23 protein-coding genes and 1 tRNA gene are annotated in these 26114 nt (G+C 67.4%); 18 read left to right on the top strand and 6 right to left on the bottom strand.

The window, feature by feature from the left end:
* Positions 1–33 precede the first annotated feature (33 nt).
* The 18 genes from ACF8LI_RS13910 to ACF8LI_RS13825 all read left to right on the top strand — a co-directional run bounded on the left by ACF8LI_RS13910 (position 34) and on the right by ACF8LI_RS13825 (position 15623).
* Positions 34–294: an acyl carrier protein gene (locus ACF8LI_RS13910; RefSeq protein ID WP_017406831.1), complete on the top strand. Its 261-nt coding sequence runs from the start codon at positions 34–36 to the stop codon at positions 292–294.
* A gap of 14 nt (positions 295–308) precedes the next feature.
* Positions 309–860 carry a membrane protein gene (locus ACF8LI_RS13905; protein WP_046239885.1) on the top strand — a complete coding sequence of 184 codons (552 nt, stop codon included), beginning with the start codon at positions 309–311 and terminating at the stop codon, positions 858–860.
* Positions 861–867: 7 nt separating this feature from the next.
* Entirely contained in the window at positions 868–2634 is a 1767-nt protein-coding gene (locus ACF8LI_RS13900; protein ID WP_392413102.1) for an AMP-binding protein, read from the top strand.
* Positions 2631–3395, top strand: a complete 765-nt coding sequence (locus ACF8LI_RS13895) for a glycosyltransferase family 2 protein (RefSeq protein WP_392413100.1) — start codon at positions 2631–2633, stop codon at positions 3393–3395. Before ACF8LI_RS13900 ends, ACF8LI_RS13895 begins: the two co-directional genes overlap by 4 nt.
* Entirely contained in the window at positions 3392–4369 is a 978-nt protein-coding gene (locus ACF8LI_RS13890) for an acyltransferase (protein WP_209672871.1), read from the top strand. Before ACF8LI_RS13895 ends, ACF8LI_RS13890 begins: the two co-directional genes overlap by 4 nt.
* 23 nt (positions 4370–4392) lie before the next feature.
* Complete coding sequence (locus ACF8LI_RS13885; RefSeq protein WP_017406826.1) at positions 4393–4833, top strand: thioesterase family protein; 441 nt, start codon at positions 4393–4395, stop codon at positions 4831–4833.
* Positions 4830–5534, top strand: coding sequence for an outer membrane lipoprotein carrier protein LolA (locus tag ACF8LI_RS13880; protein WP_392413097.1), 705 nt, complete (start codon positions 4830–4832; stop codon positions 5532–5534). Before ACF8LI_RS13885 ends, ACF8LI_RS13880 begins: the two co-directional genes overlap by 4 nt.
* 9 nt (positions 5535–5543) lie before the next feature.
* Positions 5544–7919, top strand: coding sequence for an MMPL family transporter (locus ACF8LI_RS13875; RefSeq protein ID WP_392413095.1), 2376 nt, complete (start codon positions 5544–5546; stop codon positions 7917–7919).
* Between the two features lie 14 nt (positions 7920–7933).
* Positions 7934–9184: an NAD(P)/FAD-dependent oxidoreductase gene (locus ACF8LI_RS13870; RefSeq protein ID WP_392413093.1), complete on the top strand. Its 1251-nt coding sequence runs from the start codon at positions 7934–7936 to the stop codon at positions 9182–9184.
* 65 nt (positions 9185–9249) lie between these two features.
* On the top strand, positions 9250–9834 hold the full coding sequence (locus tag ACF8LI_RS13865; RefSeq protein WP_392413091.1) for a DUF3261 domain-containing protein: 585 nt from the start codon (positions 9250–9252) through the stop codon (positions 9832–9834).
* A complete protein-coding gene (locus ACF8LI_RS13860; protein WP_392413089.1) occupies positions 9831–11042 on the top strand; it encodes a beta-ketoacyl-ACP synthase in 1212 nt (403 codons plus the stop codon). The genes ACF8LI_RS13865 and ACF8LI_RS13860 overlap by 4 nt, the downstream gene beginning before the upstream one ends.
* A gap of 12 nt (positions 11043–11054) precedes the next feature.
* Positions 11055–11534, top strand: coding sequence for a hotdog family protein (locus tag ACF8LI_RS13855; protein ID WP_097202602.1), 480 nt, complete (start codon positions 11055–11057; stop codon positions 11532–11534).
* Positions 11531–12274: a 3-ketoacyl-ACP reductase FabG2 gene (locus tag ACF8LI_RS13850; protein WP_160854387.1), complete on the top strand. Its 744-nt coding sequence runs from the start codon at positions 11531–11533 to the stop codon at positions 12272–12274. Before ACF8LI_RS13855 ends, ACF8LI_RS13850 begins: the two co-directional genes overlap by 4 nt.
* Positions 12271–13530 carry a beta-ketoacyl-ACP synthase gene (locus ACF8LI_RS13845; RefSeq protein WP_392413086.1) on the top strand — a complete coding sequence of 420 codons (1260 nt, stop codon included), beginning with the start codon at positions 12271–12273 and terminating at the stop codon, positions 13528–13530. Before ACF8LI_RS13850 ends, ACF8LI_RS13845 begins: the two co-directional genes overlap by 4 nt.
* A complete protein-coding gene (locus tag ACF8LI_RS13840; RefSeq protein ID WP_209672864.1) occupies positions 13527–13922 on the top strand; it encodes a hypothetical protein in 396 nt (131 codons plus the stop codon). The genes ACF8LI_RS13845 and ACF8LI_RS13840 overlap by 4 nt, the downstream gene beginning before the upstream one ends.
* A 47-nt stretch (positions 13923–13969) precedes the next feature.
* Positions 13970–14404 carry an excinuclease ATPase subunit gene (locus tag ACF8LI_RS13835; protein ID WP_392413085.1) on the top strand — a complete coding sequence of 145 codons (435 nt, stop codon included), beginning with the start codon at positions 13970–13972 and terminating at the stop codon, positions 14402–14404.
* 1 nt (position 14405) lies between these two features.
* Positions 14406–15158 (top strand): 4'-phosphopantetheinyl transferase superfamily protein, encoded by a 753-nt coding sequence (locus tag ACF8LI_RS13830; protein ID WP_052734075.1) that lies wholly within the window; start codon positions 14406–14408, stop codon positions 15156–15158.
* A gap of 168 nt (positions 15159–15326) precedes the next feature.
* On the top strand, positions 15327–15623 hold the full coding sequence (locus ACF8LI_RS13825) for an addiction module antidote protein (RefSeq protein ID WP_017406814.1): 297 nt from the start codon (positions 15327–15329) through the stop codon (positions 15621–15623).
* A 74-nt stretch (positions 15624–15697) separates the two neighbouring features.
* Here the strand turns inward: ACF8LI_RS13825 and ACF8LI_RS13820 are convergent.
* The 6 genes from ACF8LI_RS13820 to ACF8LI_RS13795 form a co-directional block, all read right to left on the bottom strand.
* Positions 15698–15773 (bottom strand) — tRNA-Thr (locus tag ACF8LI_RS13820).
* Between the two features lie 26 nt (positions 15774–15799).
* Positions 15800–16807, bottom strand: coding sequence for a class 1 fructose-bisphosphatase (locus ACF8LI_RS13815; RefSeq protein WP_012205101.1), 1008 nt, complete (start codon positions 16805–16807; stop codon positions 15800–15802).
* Between the two features lie 198 nt (positions 16808–17005).
* Positions 17006–19732, bottom strand: a complete 2727-nt coding sequence (gene pepN, locus ACF8LI_RS13810) for an aminopeptidase N (protein ID WP_016450620.1) — start codon at positions 19730–19732, stop codon at positions 17006–17008.
* A gap of 78 nt (positions 19733–19810) precedes the next feature.
* A protein-coding gene (gene prfB / locus ACF8LI_RS13805) for a peptide chain release factor 2 (RefSeq protein WP_392413084.1) occupies positions 19811–20915 on the bottom strand; the annotation gives its coding sequence in 2 pieces (ribosomal slippage) (positions 19811–20833 and positions 20835–20915; 1104 coding nt in all).
* 291 nt (positions 20916–21206) lie between these two features.
* Positions 21207–23066, bottom strand: coding sequence for a methyl-accepting chemotaxis protein (locus ACF8LI_RS13800; RefSeq protein ID WP_392413083.1), 1860 nt, complete (start codon positions 23064–23066; stop codon positions 21207–21209).
* Positions 23067–23347: 281 nt separating this feature from the next.
* A complete protein-coding gene (locus ACF8LI_RS13795; RefSeq protein ID WP_047219769.1) occupies positions 23348–25936 on the bottom strand; it encodes a GGDEF and EAL domain-containing protein in 2589 nt (862 codons plus the stop codon).
* Positions 25937–26114 lie beyond the last annotated feature (178 nt).

Here is a 26114-nt window from a genome sequence, read left to right as displayed (position 1 = left end):
GCCCTCCGCGCAGACCGCAGCAAAGACATTTTCATGAACAAAGAAACCATCTACGAACGCATCGTCGAAATCCTGACGGAAACCTTCGATATCGAGGCGGAGCGCATCACGCCCGAAGCCCGGCTCCATGACGACCTGGACATCGACAGCATTGATGCCGTGGATCTGATCGTCCAACTGAAGCCTCTGGTCGGCAGGCGGCTCAATGCCGAGGCCTTCAAGTCGGTGCGCACCATCCAGGACGTGGTGGATGCGCTGCATCAGCTGATGCAAGAAGACAGCGCCGTCGCCTGAGGAACACGCCTGCCATGCGCAAAACCGCGACAGGCCTTGTGCTGCTGGCCACGGTGCTCTATCCGCTGGCCGTCTATGCCGCGCTGGGGCGTGTGGCTGCGCACTGGATTGCCGCCGCATTGGTGGTGCTGGCGCTGGCGCGTGCCTGCAGCAGCCGCGAAGGATTTTGGTGGGTTGTCGCTGCGGGGGCGGCGGCGCTGTCTGCCGTCTCGTGGTGGCAGGGCCATGGCCTGGCGCTCAAGTTCTATCCGGTGCTGGTCAATGCCGTGCTGCTGGCCGGCTTTGGTTGGAGCCTGTGGTTTCCGCCGTCGGTGGTCGAGCGCCTGGCCCGGCTGCGGCAGCCCGATCTGCCTGCGCCGGCCGTGCGCTACACCGCCCGGGTGACGGCCGTTTGGTGCGTCTTCTTTGTCTGCAATGGCGCAGTGGCGGCCGGTACGGCCCTGTATGGCAGCGACGAGGCCTGGGCTTTGTACAACGGTTTGATCGCCTATGGCGCCATGGGGCTGCTGATGGCGGTGGAGTGGCTGGTGCGCCAGCGTGTGCGCAGGCGCCATGGACATGTGTGAGGCAAGGATGACGGCCACAAAGAGCGAACAAGGTCTGGCACTGGCATGGGTGGCGTTGGCGCAGGTAGCACTGCCGCAGTCCAGGGACGCAGGGCATGTGGTGGCAAGGCCGCAGGATGCGGCGGTCACGCACGCGCAATGGGTCGATGCTGTCCGGGCGTGGTGCGCGGCCTTCCAGCGTGTGCAAGGGGCGGAAGTGGCCTTGTATTGCGGCAATCCGCTGACCTTTGCAGCTGCGCTATGGGGTGCCTGGCACGCGGGCAAGACGCCGGTGCTGGCCAGTGACCTGCAGGCGCATACGCTGTCGGCGCTGCTGCCCCAGGTGGCGGCCTGCGCGGGCGAGTTGCCCCAGGCCCTGGTGCCGGATGCCGCTGGCGCGGACGGCGTGGTACTGCTGCCCCTGGACGTGCACAAGGCGCGTGTCGTGCTGTTCACGTCCGGCTCCACGGGGGTGCCCGAGCGCATTGAAAAGTGGCTGTCGCAGCTGGATGCCGAGGTGCAGGCCCTGCAGGCCGTGTTCGGTGCCGGCATGGCGCAGGAGCCGCACGTGCAGGTGCTCTCCACCGTGGCGCACCATCACATCTACGGCCTGCTGTTCCGCATTCTGTGGCCGCTGGCGGCTGGCCGCACCATGGGCACGCATCTGGCGCACTATCCCGAGGATCTGGTGCAGCCACTGCAGCAGGCGCCGCGCAGCCTGCTGGTATCGAGCCCCGCCATGCTCGGCCGCTTGCCGACGCACCTGGACTGGTCGCAGGCGATGGAGCGGCTGGGCGGTGTGTTTTCCTCCGGCGGCCCACTGGCCGAGAGCGCCTCGCAGCACACGCTGCAACTGCTGGGCCATTCGCCCACCGAAGTCTTCGGCAGCTCTGAAACGGGCGGTATCGCCTGGCGCCGCCGCGCAGAACACGGCGAATCCTGGCAGGCCCTGCCTGGCGTGGAGCTGCGCCTGTCGGACAGCGGGCTTCTTGCCGTGCGCTCGCGCCATCTGCCTGATGCGCAGCTTTGGTGGGAGACGGCCGACCGTGCCTTGCCCGGCACCGACGGCCTGGGCTTCGTGCTGCAGGGGCGTGCAGACCGCATTGTGAAGATTGCCGAAAAGCGGGTGTCCCTGACCGCCATGGAGCGTGTTCTGGAAACCCATGGTGACGTCCGGCAGGCCAGGGCCGTGGTGCTGGAGCAGCCGCTCGGCGTCAGCGGCATGGCTGGCGGCGCGCCGCAGCGCGTGGGCATGGTGGTGGAGCTGTCCGAAGCGGGCTGGCAGGCGTTGCAGCAGCAGGGCCGCCGCGGCATGGGTCAGGCGCTGCGCTTGCTGCTGCAACCCTGCGTGGACCGCGTGGCCTTGCCGCGCCACTGGCGTTATGTGGAGCGCATGCCCATGAATGCGCAGGGAAAGACCACGCATCACAGCCTGCTGACCTTGTTCAATCCCGTGATTCCCGTGCCGGCATGGCAGGAACGCAGCGCGCAGCGCGCCACGGCGCAATTGCTGGTGCAGCCCCGGCTGCGCGTGCTGGAGGGGCATTTTCCCGAGGCATCCCTGGTGCCCGGCGTGGCGCAACTGCATTGGGTGGTGAGCCTGGCGACCCAGGCCTTCGGCCTGGAGCACGGATTTGCCGACGCGCAACTGCTCAAGTTCCAGCAGCCCATCCTGCCCGGCGATACGGTGCAGATGCAGCTGCAGTGGCAGCCCGAGAAAGGCTGGCTGCAGTTCGAGTTGAGTTCCGCGCGGGGCGTGCATGCCAGCGGCCGCCTGCTGGAGCGCAGGCCATGACGGCACCTGGCTTTCGCCCCACGGCCCTGATCCCCGTCTACAACCACCCCGACACGGTGGGGGGGATGGTTCGGGGCTGCCTGCGCGCAGGCCTGCCCTGCCTGCTGGTGGACGACGGCTCGGAGCCGCGCTGCGCCGCCGTGCTGGATGCGCTGGCAGCGCAGCACGCAGGGCAGGTCCAGGTGCTGCGCCTGGCAAGCAACCAGGGCAAGGGCGCCGCCGTGATGGCCGGCCTGCGCGCCGCGCTGGCCCAGGGCTGCACGCATGCGCTGCAGATCGATGCCGATGGCCAGCACGCCGTCAGTGACATTCCCGCCTTCCTGGCGCTGGCCCGTGCCCACCCGGGGAGCATGGTCTGCGGGGCACCCGCCTATGACGCCAGCGTGCCCAAGGCGCGTCTTTATGGCCGGTACCTCACCCATGTGTGGGTGTGGATCAACACCTTGTCGTTGGACATTCGCGATTCCATGTGCGGCTACCGCGTGTATCCGCTGAAGACCACGGTGGCGGTGCTGGACCGCTCCCGCATGGGGCGGCGCATGGAATTCGACACCGAAGTGCTGGTGCACCTGCACTGGCGCGGCGTGGCCTTCGTGACCTTGCCCACGCCCGTGACCTATCCCGCCGATGGGCTGTCGCACTTCAGGGTCTGGAGCGACAACCTTCGGATCTCCGGCATGCACGCGCGCCTGTTCGGCGGCATGCTGCTGCGCAGCCCGCAACTGTTGGCGCGCCGACTGCGAACGCGGGGGACGTCATGAGCGGGCCTTCCACACGCAGCCCGCACCACTGGGCGCAGATCGGCGAAAGCACCTGCGTGGGCGGCATGTGGCTGCTCTACCAGCTTCACCGCTGGCTGGGCCGCTGGCCCTTTTTGCTGTGCCTGTATCCGGTCGTCGGCTACTACTGGCTCACGCGCCCGGTGGCGCGGCGCGCTTCCCTGCAGTACCTGCAGCGCCTGCAACACGCGCATGGCCTGTGGCCGCGCGGGCCGGGCTGGGTGCACGGCCTGCGGCACTTTGGTGTCTTTGCCCAGGTGATCCTGGACAAGCTGCTTGCCGTAACGAACAGCTACCGCACCGAGCACGTGCGTTTGGAGGGGCAACAGCCCTTGCTGGACCTGATGGCCCGCGGGCAGGGGGCCGTGCTGGTGACCGCACACATGGGCTGCATCGAGCTGTGCCAGGCCCTGGCCCGGCAATGCCCTGGCCTGCAACTGACCATCCTGGTGCATACCCGGCATGCCGAGCGCTTCAACCGCCTGCTGCGCCGCATGGCGCCGGACAGCGGGGTGCAGCTGCTGCAGGTCTTGGACTTCAACATGGCCACCGCCATGGCACTGGCCGACCGCGTGGCGCGCGGGGAGTTCATCGCCATTGCCGGTGACCGCGTTCCTGTGCATGAGAGCAAGACCACGCAGGCCCTGTTTCTGGGCCATGAGGCCGCCTTCCCTTGCGGGCCCTACATCCTGTCTGCCCTGCTCAAGTGCCCGCTGTATTTCATGGGCTGCGTGCATGAGGGGCGGGGCTATGCCGTCGAGTTCGTGCCGCTTGCCGCCCAGGTTGAACTGCCGCGTGCGCGGCGCGCGCAGGCGCTGGCCGGCTATGCCCGGCTCTACGCCCGGCAGCTTGAACGCCTGCTGTGCAAGGCGCCTTATGACTGGTTCAACTTCTTCCCGTTCTGGGAGCAGGGCATGCCTGCACCTGCACCCACGCATCCTCTCAACCATGGGTAATTTGCCCTTCACGCGGAGCCTTCATGGCCACTGACCAGGAAATCGCCTCGCGCGAGCGGCTGAGCTACGAGATCGAAGTCACGCCGGCGTTCTACGACATCGACGTGATGGAGATCGTCTACCACGGCCACTACGTGCGCTATCTCGAACTGGCTCGCAGCGCCTTGCTGGCCCACTTCGACTACGACTATCCCCGCATGCGAGACTCCGGCTACGGCTGGCCCGTGGTGGACATGCGTCTCAAATACGTGCGCCCGGCGCTGTTCGGACAAAAGCTCCGGATCAAGGCCACCATCACCGAGTGGGAAAACCGCCTGCGCATCGACTACCTGATCAGCGATGCCGCCACGGGCGAGAAAGTGAACACGGCCCACACCACCCAGGTGGCCGTGGACATGCGCACGCGCGAGATGTGCTTTGTCTGCCCTCCCGTGCTGTGGGAACGGCTGGGGGTGCAGCCATGACTGCCCAAGGGACGCGCTTGGCTGCATGGGGCATGGCCTGCGCCCTGGCCTGCACCTTGTCTCTTCCGGCTGCCTTGCAGGCCGCGCCTGCTGCCGGTGTTTCCGGCGTTGGCGACGGCTCCCAGACCGCCCCGGCCACCCAAGTGTCACAGCAGGCTCTGTTGGCCCAGGTGCGTGAGCGCGTGCAGAGCGCGCCTGTGGTGCGTGGTCAGTTCACGCAGCTCAAGACCGTGCAGGGCTTCAGGCAGCCGCTCAAATCCTCGGGCGACTTCGTCGTGGCACGTGGCAAGGGCATCGCCTGGCAGGTGCGACAGCCCTTTGCCTCGACGCTGATCGTCAGGCCCGACAGCCTGCTGTCGCGCGGCGCCGATGGCAGCACGGCCGTGCAGATGCGCGCGCAGGACGAGCCTGTGCTGCGCACCATCAATGCCATGCTGTTTGCCGTGGTGTCGGCGGACCTGGCGCAGCTCACCCACTACTTCGAGGTCAGCGGCCAGGTGCAGGGTGCCGGCTGGAGTCTCCACCTGGTGCCGCGCGACCCCGTGCTGGCCCAGTGGCTGCAGGCGGTGGACCTGAGCGGCCAGCAGTTTGTGCAGTCCGTGCAATTGCAGGAGGCGCGCGGCGACCGCAGCCAGATCCAGATGGCGAACCCCGTTGCCGAGCAGGCGCTGCGTGCGCAGGATGCCGCCCTGTTTGACTGAGCCCGCGCCATGAGCACCAGTCCATCCCCCGCGCACGACACCGGCAGCCAGGACCGTCCCGGCCTTCTGTGGCGTGCAGCCGCATTGGCTTGGCTGCTGGCCGTGCTGGTGGTGGCCGTGCACCAATGGCATTTCTGGCATGGCCAGCGCATGGACACCGATGTGCTGGCACTGCTGCCGGTCAATGAACAGGCGCCCGAGGTGACGCGCGCCACGCAGCAGTTGGCCGACCAGTTGTCGCGCCAGGTCACCGTGCTGCTGGGTGCGCCCGACTGGGCCGGCAGCCGACAGGCTGCACAGCAGTTCCGGCAAAGCCTTTCACGTCAGGCGGCCGTGCCGCTGCGCGAGCAGGCGCTGGCGCAGCAGGTCTCCATGCAGGCGGCCCTGGATTTCTACCAGCCCTGGCGCCAGTCCCTGCTTACGCCGCAGCAGCGCGACCGGCTGCAGCACACGCCGGGCGAGCTCCTGGTGCAGCAGGTCCTGCAGAACCTGTACCAGCCCGGCCTGCAGGCGCGGTTGACCGACTGGATTCGTGATCCCCTGGGCCTGTGGACCCCCTGGTGGACGGCGCGCGCTGCGCAAAGCCATGCGCGGCCGCGCGACGGTGAGCTGTGGGTGTCCGGGCAGGGGCAGCAATGGGTGCTGCTGCAGTACGCGCTGTCGGGCTCGGCGTTTCGCCTGTCAGGCGAACCCGTGCTGCAGAACGCGCTGCAGCAGGCCCTGGCCGATGTGCGCCGGCAATGGCCCGATGCGCAACTGCTGGTGGCCGGCGTACCGCTGCATGCCGAGGCAGCGGCCACGCAGGCGCATGGCGAGATCAACACCATCGGCTGGGGCTCCCTTGCCGCTGTCCTGTTGCTGGCGTGGCTGGCATTTCGCGCCGTGCGCCCGATGGCCCTGGTGGGCCTGTCCCTGCTGATCGGCACGGCGGTGGCGCTGAGCGTGACGGCGGCCCTGTTCGGCCAGGTGCATTTGCTGACCCTGGTGTTCGGCGCCAGCCTGGTGGGTGTGGCCGAGGACTATGGCATTCACTACTTTGCTGCCCGGCAGGGCGCCCCACGGCGCACGCCGCATGCGCTGATGCGTTCCCTGCTGCCGGCACTGTGGCTGGCGCTGGGCACCAGCGTGATTGCCTACCTGGCACTGGGCGTCGCGGCTTTCCCGGGACTGCGGCAGATGGCCGTTTTCTCCGTGGTGGGACTGGCCGCCGCCATGTTGACCGTGGTCTGCTGGTTCCCCTGGCTGGACCGGGGCCATATGCCCGCCAGCCCCGCTGCACGGCGCATAGGCCTGAGCCTGATGGCCTGGCCGCGCTGGCGCGCAGCGCTGCCGGGTTCGGTGGTGCTGTGTGCCGCCATGGCGGCCTGGCTGGCGTGGGGTGGGCGCCTGAACATCCAGGACGATGTGCGCCAGCTGCAAAACGGCGCGCCTGCCCTGGTTGCCCAGCAGCGCCAGGTGGGTGACATGCTGGGCCTGCCCAGCCCGGCCCAGTTCTACCTGCTCGACGGGGCCAGCGACCAGGAGCTGCTGCAGCGCGAGGAGCTGCTCAAGCAGCGGCTTGATGTGCTGGTGCAGCATGGTCAGCTTGCCGGTTACACGGCTGTGTCCGACTGGGTGCCTTCCGCCCGGCGCCAGAGCGAGGATCTGGCCCTGGTGCGCCGTGTCGAGGACCAGGTGCTGCAAGGGATCAATGCCCAATTGGGCGAGTCTTTCAGTGCGCCTGCCGCCGCGCCGGTGCAGCCCCTGACCGTGCAGGCCTGGCTGGAGCAGTCCATCTCCGCGGCGGCCGGCCCCCTGTGGCTGGGCGAGCGCGATGGCCGTTGGCGCAGCATGCTCATGCTGCGCGGCGTGGCCGGTCAGGCCGCACTGCCGGGGCTGGCGCAGGCAGCGCAGGGGCTGGAGGGCGTGGTCTGGGTGGACAAGCCCGCCGAGATCTCCGGCCTGCTGCAGCGCTACCGCCTGTCGATGACGCAACTGCTGGTGCTGGGCCACGCCCTGGTGCTGGCCGCTCTGTGGCTGCGCTTTGGCAGCCAGGCCTGGCGAGCCTGGCTGCCCACCGTGCTGGCCAGCCTGGCGGTGGCGGTGGTCCTGTCCGTCTGGGGCCAGCCCTGGCAGCTTTTCAACGTGCTGGCGCTGATGCTGTTGCTGGGCGTGGGTATCGACTACGGCATCTTCCTGCAGGAGCACGAGGACGATCCCCACGCCTGGCTGGCCGTGGTGATCGGCGCGGCCAGCACCTGGCTGTCATTCGGCCTGCTGGGCCTGTCCCAGACGCCGGCCTTGCGGGCCTTTGGCGTCACGCTGATGCTGGGCCTGCCGCTGGTGCTGGTGCTGGCGCCGCTGTTTCGCGCGCCGCCGCAGGCGCCTGCCGGCACCCCTCTCTGAAAAAGACACCGTACATGCAACGTACCGAACAGACTGAAATCCTGATCATTGGCGCCGGTCCCTCCGGCGCCGTGGCGGCGGGCCTGCTGCGCCGGCAGGGGCGACGGGTGCTCATCCTGGAGAAGGAAGAGTTCCCGCGCTTTTCCATTGGCGAGAGCCTGCTGCCGCAAAGCATGGCCTACATCGAGCAGGCCGGCATGCTGCAGGACGTGGTGGAGGCGGGCTTCCAGCACAAGAACGGCGCGGCCTTCGCCCGGGGCGATCTGCGCACGGCCTTCGACTTCCGTGACAAGTTCTCCTGCGGATGGGGCACGACGTACCAGGTGCAGCGCGCCCATTTCGACAAGGTGCTTGCCGATGCCGCCCAGAAGGCGGGCGCCGAGATCCGCTATCGCCATACGGTGACCGGCGTGGACGTGGCAGGCGCCCAGCCGCAGGTCACGGCCCGCACGCCGCAAGGCGAGGAATATGTGGTGCAGGCCCGCCATCTGCTGGATGCCAGCGGCTTTGCGCGCATCTTGCCGCGCATGCTGGGGCTGGAGCGGCCCTCCGGTTTTCCCGTGCGCGCGGCCCTGTTCACGCATGTCGAGGATCGCATCGCGGCACAGGACATGGACCGCGACAAGATCCTGATTTCCGTGCATCCCGAGCACCGGCATGTGTGGTTCTGGACCATTCCGTTTTCCAATGGCCGCAGCTCGCAGGGCGTTGTCGCCACGCCCGAATTCCTGGAGTGCTATGCGGGCTCCGAGGTCGAGCGCCTGCGCGCCATCATTGCCGAGACGCCCAGCCTCGCGCAGGTGCTGCGCAATGCCCGGTGGGACACGCCCGGGCGTTCGCTCACGGGCTACTCGGCCAATGTGACGGCGCTGTGGGGCCCGGGCTATGCCTTGCTGGGCAATGCGGGCGAGTTTCTGGACCCGGTGTTCTCCAGCGGCGTGACCATTGCCCTGAAGTCGGCCAGCCTGGCCGCCGACTGCATCGCCCGCAGCTGGCAGGGCGAGGTGGTGGACTGGCAACAGGACTATGCCCAGCCGCTGCAGGCAGGTGTCGATACCTTCCGTGCCTTCGTGCAGGGCTGGTACGACGGCAGCTTCCAGGACGTGATCTTCCACCCGTCGCATGCGCCGGACATCCGCCGGATGATCTCGTCCATCCTCGCCGGCTACGCTTGGGATGGACGCAACCCCTATGTGGCCGAGCCGGAGCGCCGCCTGGACGTGCTGAGCCAGCTTTGCCAGCCGGGGCAGGGGGTGATGGCATGAGGCGGCTGCGTCTTTTCCCGGCCCTTGCGCGCCAGCGTGCGCCAGCCTTGTTCGCGGTGTGCTCCGTGAGCGCTGCCATCATCACGGCCAGCGCGTTGGCAGGCTGCTCCACCGCACCAGAGGCGCGTGCACCGCAGGGCAATGCCACGCCGCCGCGGCTGGCATTGCCGCCGGCTGCGCTGGGCTGCGCGCTGGCGCTGCAGCAGCATCTGGTGGTGCAGGCGCCTGGCCAGCCCGCGCAGGAACTGGACGCGCTGCTGGAGGTCGATGCGCAGACGGTGCGCCTGGCGCTGGTCCACCTGGGGCAGCGCGTGGGCGTGATCGTCTGGGATGGGCGGCAGCTGCAGGCCGAGCTGTCACGCTGGTGGCCGGCGCAACTGGCGCCGGCGCAGGTGCTCGGCGACATGCAGCTGGCGCTGTGGCCGGTGGATGCCATTGCGCAGGCCTTGCCTGCATCCTGGGTGTTGGAAGAGGTCGGAATGTCCGGTGGATCGGCCAGACACCTGTCTCACCAAGGGCAGACGCGCGTCGAGATCCGGCCTGCCGGCAGCGACGGGTTCGAGATCGTGTATGCCGCAGGCGCCTGGCAACTGCGCGTTGCCTCGCCCGGCGGCATGCGTCCCTGTGCCAATGCAGTGGAGGGCGCATGACCGCGATCACCCCGACGGCACAGGCCGTGTTTGTGCAAACCCTTTCAGCCACCAGCGCCCTGGGCGCCGATGCGGCCAGCCTGCGCGCCGCATTGTTCGCCACCCAGGCCCCCGACAGCCTGCAGTGCAGCGACCGCTACAGCCCGGGCCGGCACCTGCCGCTGGGCTGCCTGCCGCCCCACATGGTGCTCCCCACGCTGGACTGGGCACCGCCGCCGCAGCGATCGCGCAACAACGCCCTGGCATGGCACACCGCCCAGGGCGTGCGCGGCCCGGTGGAGCAGGCCTTGTCGCGCTGGGGCCCGGCGCGTGTGGGCGTGGTGGTGGGCACCAGCACGGCCGGCGTGCAGGAGGGCGAAGCCGCTGCCGCCCATTGGCAGGCACAGGGCCGGTTCCCGCAGGACTTTGATTACGCCTTGCAGGAAATGGGTAATGTGTCGGAGTTCCTGGCCCAGCACCTGGGCATCCAGGGGCCGGCGCACACCCTCTCCACCGCCTGCTCCTCCGGGGCCAAGGCGTTGGCATCGGCCGCGCGCTGGCTGCAGGCCGGCCTGGTCGATGCCGTGCTGGCCGGCGGGGTGGATGCGCTGTGCGCCTTCACCGTGGCCGGTTTCAGCGCGCTGCAGGCCGTGTCGGACAAGCGCTGCAACCCGCTGTCTGCCCGGCGCAGCGGCATCAACCTGGGCGAGGGCGCGGCGTTCTTCCTGCTGACGCGAGAGCCAGGCCCCGTGCGCCTGGCCGGTTGGGGCGAGACCCAGGATGCCCACCACATGTCGGCCCCCGACCCATCCGGCCAGGGCGCCATCCAGGCCATGGAGCAGGCGCTGCGGCGTGCGGCCATGCGGCCCGGTGACGTGGACTACATCAACCTGCACGGCACGGCCACGGTGCACAACGACGCCATGGAAAGCCTGGCCATACACAGCGTGTTCGGCGAAGCAACGCCCGTGAGCTCCACCAAGCCGCTGACCGGCCACACCCTGGCGGCGGCCGGGGCGCTGGAAGCGGCCATGGCCTGGCACCTGCTGCACGACAACCCGCAGGGCCGGCTTCCTGCGCACTGGTGGGATGGCGAGCAGGCGCCCGAACTGCCCGCCCTGGCCGTGGTCCGCCCGGGCATGGCGCTGGGGCGTGCGCCCCGGGCCGTGCTCAGCAATTCCTTTGCCTTTGGCGGCAGCAACTGCGCCCTGCTGCTGGCCGCTGCCTGAGGAGTCATCGAGATGAACGCATTTCTACCGATTGAAAACTACGTGCCCCATCGCGGCGTGATGCTGCTGCTGGACTGCCTGCTCGATGCATCCGCCGATAGCGCCCATGCGCAGGTCACCGTGCCGCGTGATGGCCTGTTTCTGCAGGACGCCGGCATGCCCGCCTGGGTGGGGCTGGAGTACATGGCCCAGACCGTGGCCGCCTGGGCTGGCTGGCAGGCGGTGCAGGCCGGGCGGCCCGTCAAGCTGGGTTTTTTGCTGGGCACGCGCAAGTTCCAGGCGGCCTGCGCGCATTTTTCCCCGGGCAGCGTGCTGCGCGTGAGCGTGCACTGCGAACTGGTGGGCACCAATGGCCTGGGCATGTTCGATTGCCGCATCCAGCCCCAGGGCGAGGACAGCGTGCTCGCCCAGGCCCGCATATCCGTTTACGAACCAGACAATGGCAGCGCATTCATACAGGCGCTGGAGCAAGAAGGAGTTGGACAAGCATGAGTGCAATCGCCCAGCCAGCCACGGTGCTGGTGACAGGGTCGAGCCGGGGCATAGGCCGGGCCATCGCCCTGCGCCTGGCGCGCGATGGTTTCGACATCGTGGTCCATTGCCGCAGCGGCCGCGAGCAGGCCCTGCAGACGGTGGCCGACATTGCCGCGCTGGGCCGCCAGGCCCGCGTGCTGCAGTTCGATGTGGCAGACCGTCCTGCCTGCGCTCAGGCGCTTGAGGCCGACATGGAACAGCACGGCGCCTACTACGGCGTGGTCTGCAATGCCGGCATCGCCCGGGACAACGCCTTTCCCGCCATGACGGGCGAGGAGTGGGATGCCGTGGTGCATACCAACCTGGATGCGTTCTACAACGTGCTGCACCCGGTGGTCATGCCCATGGTGCGCCGCCGCAAGCCGGGGCGCATCGTGACGCTGGCTTCGGTCTCCGCCCTGATGGGCAACCGGGGCCAGGCCAACTACAGCGCGGCCAAGGCCGGGGTGATCGCAGCCACCAAGTCCCTGGCCGTGGAGCTGGCCAAGCGCGAGATCACGGTCAATTGCGTGGCGCCCGGCCTGATCGACACGGAAATGGTCAGCGAGGAAGTGCTCGAACATGCCTTGGCGCTGATTCCCATGCGCCGCATGGGCACGGTGGACGAGGTGGCAGGTGCGGTCTCCTTCCTCATGGGCGGCGAGGCCTCGTACATCACGCGCCAGGTCATCTCCGTCAATGGAGGGATGGTGGGATGAGCGCAGCAAGCAAACGGCGTGTGGTCGTCACGGGCGTGGGTGCCCTGAGTCCGCTGGGCCACGACTGGGCCACGGTGCGGGAGCGACTGCGCACCGGCAAAACCGCTATCCGGGTGATGGACGAGTGGGCTGCCTATGAGGGCCTGAGCACCCGGCTGGGCAGCACCGTGCCGCCCTTCGATCTGCCGCCGCACTACAACCGCAAGTCCATGCGCAGCATGGGCCGCGTCGCCCTGATGGCCACGCGTGCCAGCGAGCTGGCGCTGGCCGATGCCGGCCTGCTGGGCAATGCCTTCGTCAAGAGCGGGCACATGGGCGTGTCCTATGGGTCGTCCGCCGGAACGCCCTCGGCCATCTGCGACTTCGGCCGCATGATGGCCGACAAGAGCACCGAGGGCATCAACGCCAACACCTACATCAAGATGATGTCGCACACGGCGGCGGTGAACATCGGCGTGTTCTTCGGAACCACGGGCCGCGTCATCACGACGTCCAGCGCCTGCACCTCGGGCAGCCAGGGCCTGGGCTATGCCTTCGAGGCCATTCAGAGCGGCAAGCAGCTTGCCATGCTGGCCGGCGGGGCCGAGGAGCTGGATGCCACGCAGGCGGCTGTGTTCGACACCCTGTTTGCGACCAGCGTCAAGAACGACAGCCCCGAGTGCACGCCACGTCCCTTCGACGCCCGGCGCGACGGCCTGGTGCTGGGCGAGGGCGCCTGCACCTTGGTGCTCGAAGAGCTGGAGCATGCACTTGCCCGGGGCGCCTGCATCCGGGCTGAGTTGATCGGCTTTGCCAGCAACTCCGATGGCACCCATGTGACGCAGCCCAACGCCGCCACCATGGCCCAGGCCATGCGCATGGCGCTTGATGACGCGGGGATCGAACCTTCGGAGGTCGGCTACGTCAACGCCCACGGCACGGCCACGGACCAGGGGGACATTGCCGAATCGCAGGCCACCCGCGAAGTGCTCGGCAGTCAGGTGCCCATCAGCAGCCTCAAGGGCTACATGGGCCACACGCTGGGCGCCTGCGGCGCGCTGGAAGCCTGGATGAGCATCGAGATGATGCGTGAAGGCTGGTTTGCAGCCAACGCGAATCTGCAGCAACCCGATCCGCGCTGCGCCGATCTGGACTACGTCATGGGCGAGCCGCGTGCCTTGCACACCGATATCGTCATGAGCAACAACTTTGCCTTTGGCGGCATCAACACCTCATTGATTTTTCGACGTTGGAAGCAACAGGAGCCAGTGAAATGAAACAGACGAGAACCGCCGCCATTGTCCTGGTCCTTGCCCTGGCCGCAGGCAGCGCGGTGGCACGAAGCACGGACATCTATGAACCCCCGGCGGTCATGTGGACCGCCTCGCCCGAGACTACGACGCAGCAGTTGCACGATCGCATCGTGGTGGCGTCGAAGTCGCTGGGCTGGGTGGTGGTCGGCGACGAGCCGGGCCGCCTGGAGCTGCACTACGACAAGCAAGGCAAGCACCAGGTCAACATCGCGGTGCACTACAACACAGATACCTACCGGATCAGCTATCTGCACAGCGTGAATCTGAATTACTCGGAAGGCGATGGCAAGCGGGAGATCCATCCCAACTACAACCGCTGGGTCCGGAATCTGATGAAGAAAATCAGTACCCCGTAATCCATCGCTGTCCCTGTTCCATGCTTTTTTACAGAGAGGGAGTTTCCATGAGAAAGATGATCTTGGCAGCCATGGCGCTGGTGGCCGCAACGGCGGTACATGCCCGCAATGAAGCAGTGATGCTGCCGCTGGCCGACGTGGTGAAGCTCGGCCTGGAGCAGGGCAAGCTCGACGGCAGCGTGAGCTTTCACCTGTCCGGTGCCAGCACGCCTGCCATCTCCGAAAAGCTGGGCGATGACGTGTCCAACAAGAAAACCAACGGCGTGGGCAAGGACGATGCCACGGCCTGCAACTGGGCAGCGCTGTCTGCCCTGATGGCCTTCGAGGCCAAGGCCAGGCAAAAGGGCGCCAACGCCGTGGTGGACCTGCACAGCTTCAACAAGAAGCAATCCACCCGGGATCCAGTCAATTTCGAATGCCGCGCAGGCAATGTGATGGCCGGCGTGACCTTCAAGGGCACCTATGCCCGCGTAGGCCGGTGATTTGAGCGCGCCGGCCGCCTGCGCCTTGCTGTTGGGGGCGCAGGCGCCCTTGTGGGCCAATGCGCAGTCGCTGGCTGCGGGCTGGCTGACGGACTCGGAGCGGGAGCGCCATGCCGGCATGCGCGAGGCGCGCCAGCGCGAATTCATCGCCTGCCGCTATGCCATGCGCCTGCTGCTGGCCGGCGGGCACGATGCCGCATCGACCTGGCGGCTAGCAGCGCCCCGCAATGCTGCCCCCCACGTGGAGCAAGGCGGGGAGGGTGGCATTTTTGGAGCGAAGCCCCGTTTGAGCCTCTCGCACAGCGCCGGCTGGCTGGCCTGCGCCGCCGCACAAGGCCCGGTAGGCGTGGACCTTGAGCGAAGGGCTGCGCACCGCCAGCGCGACGTGCATGCCATGGCCGAGATGGTGTGCTCCCCGCCCGAACGCGCATGGCTTCAGGCGCAGGACGGAGCCCGCCTGCAGCACAGCCTGGTGCAGCTGTGGAGCCTGAAGGAGGCCTATTTCAAGAGCCTGGGCCAGGGCCTGGACTTTGTCCGGATGCGGCAGCTTGCGTGGATACCCGTCTCCGCTGCGCTCGACATGGCTGGGCCGCCCCTGGCCCACGGCCGCCTGTGGCAAGGCCGGGATTGCGATGCACAGGCCGTGTGCCTGGCGCTTTGCATGCCTGGGCCCCTGCCCGAGGTGGCTATATCAGGAAGCGAAGAAGTGCATTGGCAGCCCGCTGCGGATTGGCGACTTGTCGTGCTGGCCTGATGGCACAAGACCCATGTCCAGCTGCAGAAATTCTGACCACTGAGGTGGTTTCGCCGTTAGCTTTGCGTGTTACGTGCTGGTAGCTATGTTGGGTGGTGGCGACAAGGCAACCCAGCAGGTGGACATTGCGGCTGCAATTGCCCTGTCCAAGACCCTGGAGAACTGACCATGACCAAGATTGCTGACCTTCCCACCTTTGACATGGCCGAGCACCTGAAAACCGATGAGGACGTGGCTGCCTATCTGTCCTTGGTGCTGGAAGAAGATGACCCCTCCGAACTGGCCCATGCCCTTGGCGTGATCGCACGCACGCGCGGCATGAGCGAGATAGCCAGTGCCAGCGGTCTGACCCGGGAGGCTTTGTACAAGGCACTGCGGCCGGGCAGCCAGCCTCGGTTTGACACCATCCGTCGCGTCTGTGGCGCTCTTGGCGTGCGTCTGGTGGCTCAGCCTATCCGCACCTGATCATTGTTGCCGGAATGCACTCAGAGTGCCCAACGAAAAAGCCCCAGACTCTTGCGAATCTGGGACTTCCTGTTTGGTGCCGGAGAAAGGAATCGAACCCTCGACCTTCTCATTACGAATGAGCTGCTCTACCAACTGAGCTACACCGGCGACAGACAAAAATTATAACGGCAAATTTATGCCTCGGAATGGTATTGCGTCACTTTTTCGACTTCGTTCTTCGAGCCGAGGATGACGCTCACACGTTCGTGCAGCTGCGTGGGCTGGATGTCGAGGATGCGCTGCTTGCCGTTGGTGGCGGCGCCGCCGGCCTGCTCGACCAGCCAGGCCATGGGGTTGGCTTCATACATCAGGCGCAGCTTGCCGGGCTTGTTGGGCTCGCGGCGGTCCCAGGGGTACATGAAGATGCCGCCGCGGGTCATGATGCGGTGCACGTCGGCCACCATGGAGGCGATCCAGCGCATGTTGAAGTCCTTGCCGCGCGGGCCTTCCACGCCGGCCAGGCATTCGTCCACGTAGCGCTTGACGGGGGTGTCCCAGTGGCGCATGTTGGACATGTTGATGGCGAATTCCTTGGTGTCCTCGGGGATGCGGATGTTTTCCTGCACCAGCACGAAGGAGCCTTGCTCGCGGTCCAGCGTGAACATGGAGACGCCGTCGCCCACGGTCAGCACCAGGGTGGTCTGCGGGCCGTAGATGCAGTAGCCGGCGGCGACCTGCTGGGTGCCGGGCTGCATGAAGTCCTGCTCGGTCACGCCGGGGTGGCCTTCGGGCTTCTTGAGCACGCTGAAGATGGTGCCGATGGAGACGTTGACGTCGATGTTGGACGAGCCGTCCAGCGGATCGAACATCAGCAGGTACTCGCCGTGCGGGTAGCGGTTGGGCACCAGGTAGATGCCTTCCATTTCCTCGGAGGCCATGGCTGCCAGGTGGCCGCCCCATTCGTTGGCCTCGATCAGCACCTCGTTGGCGATGATGTCCAGCTTCTTCTGGACTTCGCCCTGCACGTTCTCGCTGCCGGCCGTGCCCAGCACGTCGCCGATGGCGCCCTTGTTGACGGATTGGCTGATGCGCTTGCAGGCGCGTGCCACGACTTCCAGCAGCAGGCGCAGCTGGCCGGGGATGAGGCCGTCCACGCGTTGCTGCTCGACCAGGTAGCGGGTCAGGCTGACGTTTTTCTTCATGGGTTCAACTCCTAAAAATCCGGGAGCAGATGCGGCATGGCGTATGCATCTGCTGATGAACAGCATTTCAGTGATTCCTGGCTTGCAGCATAAAACCGGCGCTGCTCAAGCCAGGGACACCGAGGAAGAGCCGCCTCGCACCGAGGGTGTCGTCCCCCTGCAAGGGGGAAGGCGCGAAGCGACTCAGGGGGTGGCACGTCAATCCGCGAGGGCGCGGGTGACGACTTCACGCACGTCGTTGCTGAGTTCGGCGCGGGCCGCCACGCGGGCGATGGCTTCACGTGCAGCCGTGCGGTAGGGCTCGGCCAGCTTGCTCCAGCGGTCCAGGGCACGCGCCAGGCGGGCGGCGACCTGGGGGTTGATGGCGTCCAGCTCGATGACGCGCTCGCTCCAGAACACGTAGCCCGCCGCGTCGGCGCGGTGGAAGGCGCCGGGATTGGCGCTGCAGTAGCTGAAGATCAGGCTGCGCGCGCGGTTGGGGTTTTTGATCTGGAAGTCGGGGTGCTTCATCAGCTGCTTGACGGCCGGCAGCACGTTGCCGCCACGGTCGCAGGCGCCGCCCTGCAGCGCGAACCACTTGTCCAGGACCAGTGCATCGTGCTGGAACAGCTTGTGGAAACGCGCCAGGGCCTGGGCGGCCAGCGGGTGGCCGCTTTGCACCAGTGCCGTCAGGGCGCTCATGCGGTCGGTCATGTTGCCTGCGTCCTTGAAGCGCTGCAGCGCCTTGCCGGGCCAGACCGTGTCGCCCGAGGCGCGCGCGGCCAGGCACAGCATGGACAGTGCCATGCCGGACAGGGCGCGGCGGCCGGAGCTGACGGGGTCGGGGCGGTAGGCGCCGGTGTCGCTGTGCTCTTGCCATGCCTGCTGCCAGTCGGCCTGCAGCTCGGTCGCCAGTTGCTGGCGCATGGCTTCGCGCACGGCGTGCACGCGCTGAGGATCGACCACGGCCAGCTGCTCGGCAATGTAGCTTTCGCCGGGCAGGGTCAGCATCAGTTCCTTGAAGGCCGCATCCAGCTGCGGATGGCGCAGCACGCCGCGCATGGCCTCGACGAAGGAGGCCGGCAGCAGGGCAGCAGCGATCTGGCCGCTGGCGTCTGCCGTGATGGAGGTGTCGCCAATGGCCTGCAGCGCGATGCGCAGGCCCAGGCGCTGGCCGGCTTCCCAGCGGTTGAAGGCATCGCTGTCATGGGCCAGCAGGGTCAGCAAGGCGGCATCGCTGTCGCTGTGCTGCAGCACCACGGGGGCGCTGAAGCCGCGCAGCAGCGAGGGCACGGGCTCCTGGTCCACGTCGGTGAAGACGAAGCTGTGGCTGGGTTCGGACAGCACCAGCAGGCGGCTGTCGCCGGCTGCCTGCGCATCTTCGCCCTGCAGGCGCAGGGTCAGCGCGCGGCCGTCCTGGCCCAGCAGGCCCATCTGCACGGGGATGACGAAGGGCAGCTTCTCTGCCTGGCCGGGCGTGGGCGCGCAGCTTTGGCTCAGCGTCAGCGTGTAGGTGCGGGCGGCCGCGTCATAGCTGCCTTCGGCGCGCAGCTGTGGCGTGCCGGCCTGGCTGTACCAGCGCTTGAACTGGTCCAGGCGCCGGGCCAGCTCGCTGTCGGGGTTGGCGTCGGCCATGGCCTGGGCGAAGTCGTCGCAGGTCACTGCGTGGCCGTCATGGCGCTCGAAATACAGCTTCATGCCCTTGGCGAAGCCTTCGCGGCCCACCAGGTTGTGCTGCATGCGCACGACCTCGGCACCTTTTTCGTAGATGGTGACGGTGTAGAAGTTGTTGATCTCGATGTAGCTGTCGGGCCGCACCGGGTGGGCCATGGGGCCTGCATCCTCGGGGAACTGGGCGGTACGCAGCACGCGCACGTCCTCGATGCGCTTGACGGCGCGCGCCGAGGGGCTGCCCGCCATGTCCATGCTGAATTCCTGGTCGCGGAAGACGGTCAGGCCTTCCTTGAGCGATAGCTGGAACCAGTCGCGGCAGGTGACGCGGTTGCCGGTCCAGTTGTGGAAGTACTCGTGGCCGACGACGGACTCGATGTTGGCGTAGTCGGTGTCGGTGGCCGTGGACTGGCTGGCCAGGACGTACTTGGTATTGAAGACGTTCAGGCCCTTGTTCTCCATGGCGCCCATGTTGAAGTCGCTGGTGGCGACGATCATGAAGCGGTCCAGGTCCAGCGACAGGCCGAAGCGGGCCTCGTCCCAGGCCACGCTGGCCATGAGGGAGTTCATGGCGTGCTCGGTCTTCTCCAGGTCGCCGGGGCGCACGAAGACCTGCAGCAGGTGGTCGCGGCCCGCGCGGCTCTTGATCTTTTGCTCGCGCGCAACCAGGTTGCCGGCCACCAGGGCGAACAGGTAGCTGGGCTTGCGGTGCGGATCGGCCCACTTGGCGAAGTGGCGGCCGTCTTCCAGCGCGCCTTGCTCGACCAGGTTGCCGTTGGACAGCAGCACCGGGTACGCGGTCTTGTCGGCGCGCAGCGTCACGGTGTACATGGCCATCACGTCGGGACGGTCCAGGAAATAGGTGATGCGGCGGAAACCCTCGGCCTCGCACTGGGTGAAGAACGTGCCCTGGCTCACATACAGGCCCATGAGCTTGGTGTTCTTGGCGGGCGCGCAGGTGGTGAAGATTTCCAGATCGACGGGGTCGCCGCCCTCGGGCAGGTTCTCCAGCACGAGCTGGTCGCCGTCCATCTTGAACGAGGTGCCGCCGCCGTTGACCAGCACGCGCGCAAGGTTCAGTTCATCGCCGTCCAGGCGCAGCGGCTGCGCCGGCACCTCGGTGTTGCGGCGCACGCGCATCTTGTTGAGCACGCGGGTCTTGGCCGGATCGAGATCGAAGGTCAGGTCCACGGTGTCGATCCACCAGGCAGGAGCCTGGTAGTCGGCGCGGTGGATGGCGGTGGCAGGGGCCTGCCCGTCACGCAGTTGCAGCATACAGATTCCTTCCTATGCCAATATCAGGGGACAGAGTTCAAGCCCCTGTGCGGCCGGTGCCGCCCAGGGGCTTGAAACTCAGAGGCCTTGCTTGAGCGAGGCTTCGATGAAAGCGTCGAGGTCGCCGTCCAGCACCTTCTGGATGGCCGAGATTTCGACGTTGGTGCGCAAATCCTTGATGCGGCTGTTGTCCAGCACGTACGAGCGGATCTGGTGGCCCCAGCCCACATCGGTCTTGGTGTCCTCCAGCTTTTGCTGCTCCACCATGCGCTTTTGCATCTCGTGCTCGTAGAGCTTGGAGCGCAGGCGCTGCCATGCAACGTCGCGGTTGCTGTGCTGGCTGCGGCCATCCTGGCATTGCACGACGATGCCGGTCGGGATGTGCGTCAGGCGCACGGCCGAGTCGGTCTTGTTGATGTGCTGGCCGCCGGCGCCCGATGCGCGGTAGGTGTCGGTGCGCACGTCCGAGGGGTTGATCTCGATCTGGATCGAGTCGTCGATCTCGGGATAGACGAACAGCGAGGCAAAGCTGGTGTGGCGGCCGCCCGAGCTGTCGAACGGCGACTTGCGCACCAGGCGGTGCACGCCGGTTTCGGTGCGCAGCAGGCCGTAGGCGTACTCGCCTTCGATGTGGATGGTCGCGCTCTTGATGCCGGCGATGTCGCCCGGCGTTTCTTCCTCGACCGTAGCCTTGAAGCCCTTGCGTTCGGCGTACTTCAGGTACTGGCGCAGCAGCATGCCGGCCCAGTCGCAGGCTTCGGTGCCGCCGGCGCCGGCCTGGATGTCCACGAAGCAGTTCAGCGGATCGGCTTCCTTGCCGAACATGCGGCGGAATTCCAGTTCCTCGATCAGGGGCTGCAGCTTGGCGGTCTCGCCCTCGATGGTGAGCAGGCCGGTCTCATCGCCTTCTTCCTTGCTCATCTCGAACAGCTCGGCGTTGTCGGCCAGCTCGGTGGTGAGCTTTTGCAGCGTCAGCACGACGCCGTCGAGCAGCTTCTTTTCCTTGCCCAGTTCCTGGGCCTTCTTGGGGTCGTTCCAGACGCTGAGATCTTCCAGCGAGGCATTTACCGTGCGCAGTCGTTCGTACTTTGCATCGTAGTCAAAGATACCTCCGTAGATCTGCCGTCCGCTGCGACAGATCTTCGAGGGTGTTGCCGATGAGGTTGATGCGTTCTGCTTCCATGATGTGTTCCGTCTTCTGATGAATGTGTTCTTGGCTGAATCGCCGATTTTCTCATGCTGGGGCACCGTGCCGGGCCAAGCGCCTGTCGCGCGGGGCTGCGGGAGGGCGGCAGACTGGCGAGGGCTTTCAAAACAAGGGCTTGCAGCGGTCGATCATGGCAGATTTGAAGGGCTTGGCCATGGCAGGGGCGTGATCCGCCTGCGAGGCGCCCGGAAAAAAGGCCCGGCCAGCAGGAGCTGGTCGGGCCTTGGCCGGTGTGTCCGCCCCCGGCGGGGCGGGCGAAAACCTGGTTCAGAAGGTTTCCCAATCGTCGTCGGAGGCCGTGCTGGCCGCCTTGGCCTTGGCCCTGGCAGGTGCGGTCACGGCAGGCCGGGCCGGCTGCGCCGGCTGGGCCGGGCGCGCGGCGCCTGCCGGAGCAGGGGGTGCACCGGCCGCACCGGCCGCACCAGTTGCAGAAGGCAGGGCGGCCGATGCGCGTGCGGGCACAGCGCCTTTGGGAGCGGCAGGCGCCAGATGCGGACGGGGCGCCGCCGGTGTTTGGCGGGGCGCTGCCACGGCGGCGGCGTGGCTGACACCGCGGCTGCTGCCCAGCATGCCGGTGGACGGCGAGAGCTTGAACACGCTCACCACCTCGGCCAGCGCCTTGGCCTGGGCCTGCAGGGCGCCGGTGGCCGCCGCCGATTCCTCGACCAGGGCCGCGTTCTGCTGGGTCATCTGGTCCATCTGCGTGACGGCCTGGTTGACCTGCTCGATACCGGCCGTCTGCTCATGGCTGGCGGCCGAGATCTCGCCCATGATGTCGGTCACGCGGCGCACGCTGGCCACGATCTCCTCCATGGTCTTGCCGGCCGAATCGACCTGGGCGCTGCCTTCCTCGACCTTGCCCACCGAGTCGTCGATCAGCTGCTTGATCTCCTTGGCGGCGGCGGCCGAGCGCTGGGCCAGGGTGCGCACTTCCGAGGCGACGACGGCAAAGCCCCGGCCCTGGTCGCCGGCGCGGGCCGCTTCCACGGCGGCATTCAGCGCCAGGATGTTGGTCTGGAAGGCGATGGAGTCGATGACGCCGATGATGTCCACGATCTTGCGCGAGGCATCGTTGATGGCGGACATGGTCTGCACCACCTGGGCCACGGCCGTTCCGCCGCGCACGGCGACCTGGGACGCGGCGGCGGCCAGCTGGTTGGCCTGCTGGGCGTTGGCGCCGTTTTGCTTGACGGTGGAGGTCAGCTCCTCCATGGAGGCGGCGGTCTGCTCCAGCGAGCTGGCCTGCTCCTCGGTGCGGGCCGACAGGTCCTGGTTGCCCGATGCGATCTGGCCGCTGGCCGTGGCGATGGAGTCCGTGCCCTGGCGCACCTGGCCCACGATGCGTTGCAGGCTTTCGTTCATGTGCTGCAGGGCCAGCAGCAGCTGGCCGGTCTCGTCCTTGCCATGCACCTCGATGCGGCTGCCCAGGTCGCCTGCGGCCACGGCCTGCGCCAGGCTCACGGCCTGCTGCAGGGGGCGCGCCACGCTGCGGGCGATCAGCAGGGCCATGGCCAGGCCGAAGACCACGGCGCCCACCAGCAGGGCGATCACCCACCAGCGCGCAGCCGTGAAGATGTCGTCACCGGCCTGGTTGGCATCTTCGATGCCCTGGGCGTTGAGCTTGATCAGTTCATCGAGCTTGCTGTTGATGGCGCGGCTGGTCTTGACCGAATCGCCGCGCAGCAGCTCGGAGGCCTCGTCGGTGCGCAGGGCGTGGGACAGGTCCACGATCTTTGCCGTGTGCTGCGCGTACTGGCCCAGGTCGTCCTTGATGCCGGCCATCAGCTCGCGCTCGCGAGCCGTATTGGCATAGCGCTCGAAGGCCTGCTGGTTCTTCAGCAGCTCGGACCACAGCGCGGGCATGTTCTTGTCGTAGACGGCCATCTCTTCCATGGAGGTGGCCAGCACATGCTGCATGGTCTGCGAGCGGTAGCGCTGCAGCTGGTAGCGCATCTCCAGGAGCACGCGCTCGGCAGGCATCCAGTGGTGGGCCAGGTCGGTGGCGGTCTGGTTGACGCGGTCCAGCTGGACCACGGAGAACAGGCCCAGGCCTGCGGTCAGCAGCAGCAGGGCGATGAAGGAGGCCAGCAGCTTGGGGGCCAGCTTCAGATTGCGGAAAAACATCATGGTGGGGGAGTGCCGTATGGCGAAGAGCGGAAGCGGATGAGCGGCTGGGGCTGGGAGTCGGCGGAAACGGTGGCGATCTGTGGCGATCAGCGGGGCCGACACTCAGCCGCCGCCATGCCGCAGATATCGGTCACTTGCCGGCGAGGCTTAGGGAAAAATAGGTCCAGTCCGAATATTTATTGCGGATTGTTACTTTTGCCGGCCAAGGTCTCCGCGCGCATGGCCTGGTCCGCTCACATGCCCGTTCACATGCCCGCTCACACGTCCGCTCACACGTCCGCTCACACGTCGGTCGCCAGGCCGGCCTGCGCGCTCGATGCCTGCAGCCACCGTTCCAGATCAGCGGCCGGCAGCGGGCGCGAGAACAGATAGCCCTGTGCCACCGGATAGCCCTGTTCGCGCAGGATGGTGTTCTGCGCTGCCGTCTCCACGCCCTCGGCCACCACGGTCAGGTGCAGGCTGCGGCCTATGCCCAGGATGGCGTTGCTCAGCGCCTGCGCGGCCTCGTCGTGCTCCAGGTCGGCGACGAAGCTGCGGTCCAGCTTGAGCTCGCTGACCGGCAGGCGCCGCAGGTAGCTGAGGCTGGAGTAGCCCGTGCCGAAGTCGTCCATGGACAGGCGCACGCCCTGGGAATGCACGGCCTGCAGCGTGCGCATGGTGCCCGGGTTGGTGTCCAGCAGCAGGCTTTCGGTGATCTCCAGCGTGAGGTCCTGCGGCTTGAGCGCGTTGTGCTCCAGCGTGTCGGCAATCATGCGCGGCAGGTCCAGGTTGTGAAAGCTGGTGGGCGAGAGGTTGACAGACATGGCCGGCACGTCGATGCCCCGGCTGCGCCACTCGCCCAGCTGGCGGCAGGCCTCGCGCAGTGCCCAGGTGCCCAGCTCGCCGATCAGGCCGCATTCCTCGGCCAGCGGAATGAAGCGTGCGGGCGAGATCTCGCCGAATTCCGCATGGCTCCAGCGCGCCAGGGCCTCCACGCCGTAGAGGCGCCCGTCCTTCAGGTCGAGCTGGGGCTGGTAGTGCAGGCGCAGGCCGCCGCTGCGCAGGGCGTCGCGCAGCGCCGTCTCCAGCACCAGGCGCTCCTGGGCCAGGCGGTTCATCTCGGGGCTGAAGAAGCTGTAGAGCCCGCGCCCGCCGGATTTGGCCTGGTACATGGCCATGTCGGCGCGGTGCAGCAGGGTCTCCATGTCGCGCCCGTCGGCGGGAAACACGGCAATGCCGCAACTGGCCGTGCTGGCCAGGGATACGTCGTCGATCATGCAGGGCTCGCCAAGTGCCGACTGCAGCCGCTCTATCACCTCGGCGGCCTGCGCGCCACCACAGTGTGGCAGCACGATGACGAACTCGTCGCCCGACAGCCGCCCGGCAATGTCACCCGTGCGCAGCTCCGCCTGAATGCGCTGGGCCACGCTGCACAGCAGCCGGTCGCCGGCCGGGTGGCCCAGCGAGTCGTTGACCTGCTTGAAACGGTCCAGGTCGATGAAGACCACGGCCAGCTCGTGGCCCTCGTGCGAAGCCACGGACAGCGCCTGCTCGGCCTGGGCCAGCAGCAGGCTGCGGTTGGGCAGGGTGGTCAGCCCGTCGTAGAAGGCCAGCTGCCGGATGCGGCGGCGTGCCTGCTCGCGCTCCAGCGCCAGCGCGCACAGGTCGGTGCAGGCCTCCACCAGCCGCTGGTGGAAGGGATCGGGGCCGGGCCGGTTGAAATGGCGGTAGTAGAAGGCAAAGGTGCCGGCCACGCCGCCCTGCAGCCCGCAGATGGGCGTGGACCAGCAGGCCGTATACCCCAGCGGCAGGATGAGGTGCTTGTAGTCGGCCCACAGCGGGTCGGTGGCGATGTCGCCTACCAGCACGGGCCGGTTGTGAAAGGCCGCCGCGCCGCAGGAGCCGACATTGGGGCCGATGGGCACGCCGTCCAGCGCCGCCGAATAGGAGGCCGGCAGGCTGGGCGCGGCCAGCGGATGCAGGCGGTTCTGGTCATCGACTTCCAGCACCGAGACCGCGATATCGGGCGCAATGCGCTCGACCTCGCGGCACACCAGGTCCAGCACCTCGGTCAGCGGCTGGTCGCGGGCCATGGCCTCCAGGGCGCGCCGCTGCAGCACCTCATGCATCTTGGCTTCGGTAATGTCGGTGATCACCGTCACCGTGGTCTGCAGCCGCCCGTCCGGCCCCATCACGGGATTGGCCTGGGCGCTGACCCAGTAGCGCTCGCCGTCCTTGCCCACCAGGATCTCCTCGCGGTACACGGGCTTGCCCGCGTCCAGCTCGGCACGGTAGGCGGCCGTGAACTCGGGCGAGGCATGGGGCACCAGCAGGGCGATGGGCGCACGGCCCACCACCTCCTCGCTGGTCCAGCCGAACATGCGGCTGAAGCCCGCATTCACATAGCTGATGGTCCAGTTGCCATCGGCGATCACCACGGCCGCGTCGGTGGCGTCTGCCACCAGGGACAGGCGCCGCATGTGCTCCTGCCGCCGGCGGTCGGCCAGCATGCGGGCCGAGACATCGGTGGCAATGCACAGCACATGGCTGAGGGCGCCGGCCGCATCGAGCACGGGCGCATAGGTGGCCTCCAGCCAGCAGGTGCTTCCGTCGCGGCGCCGGTGCTCTCCCACGCGCGAAACCGTCTCGCCCGCGCCCCAGCGCTGGCGCCACTGGCCGTAGGCGGCCGGGTCGGCCTGGGCCTGCGTGCACAGATCGCTGTGAAGCAGACCTTCAGCGCCCGTGGCCGGATAGCCGAGGATGGCCTCGTAGTTGGCATTGGCGCGCATCAGCCGGCCTTCGGGCGTGAATTCCGCCAGCGCCATGGCCTTGTCCAGCGTGCTCCACAGCGCCTGTTGTCCTGCCGTGCCTGCTACCCGCGTTTCGAACATGGTTCGCTCTCCTGATGGATGCTGAGCTGATGATTGATTGTTTCTAAATGATACCGATCCGGCGCGGCAGCTGGATGTCAGCCACTCTGGTCGCACTTGCTCCCACTGTTCGCCTTTGGATGGTCCGCCTGATGGCACTCTTAGGCAAGTGATTCCGCTGGTTACAATAAGTTGAGAA

Origin of the sequence: Delftia sp. WSY_12 (assembly GCF_043104645.1) — a bacterium.
Taxonomy (GTDB): Bacteria; Pseudomonadota; Gammaproteobacteria; order Burkholderiales; family Burkholderiaceae_C; genus Comamonas; species Comamonas tsuruhatensis.
This window is presented reverse-complemented; position numbering and strand designations above follow the sequence as displayed.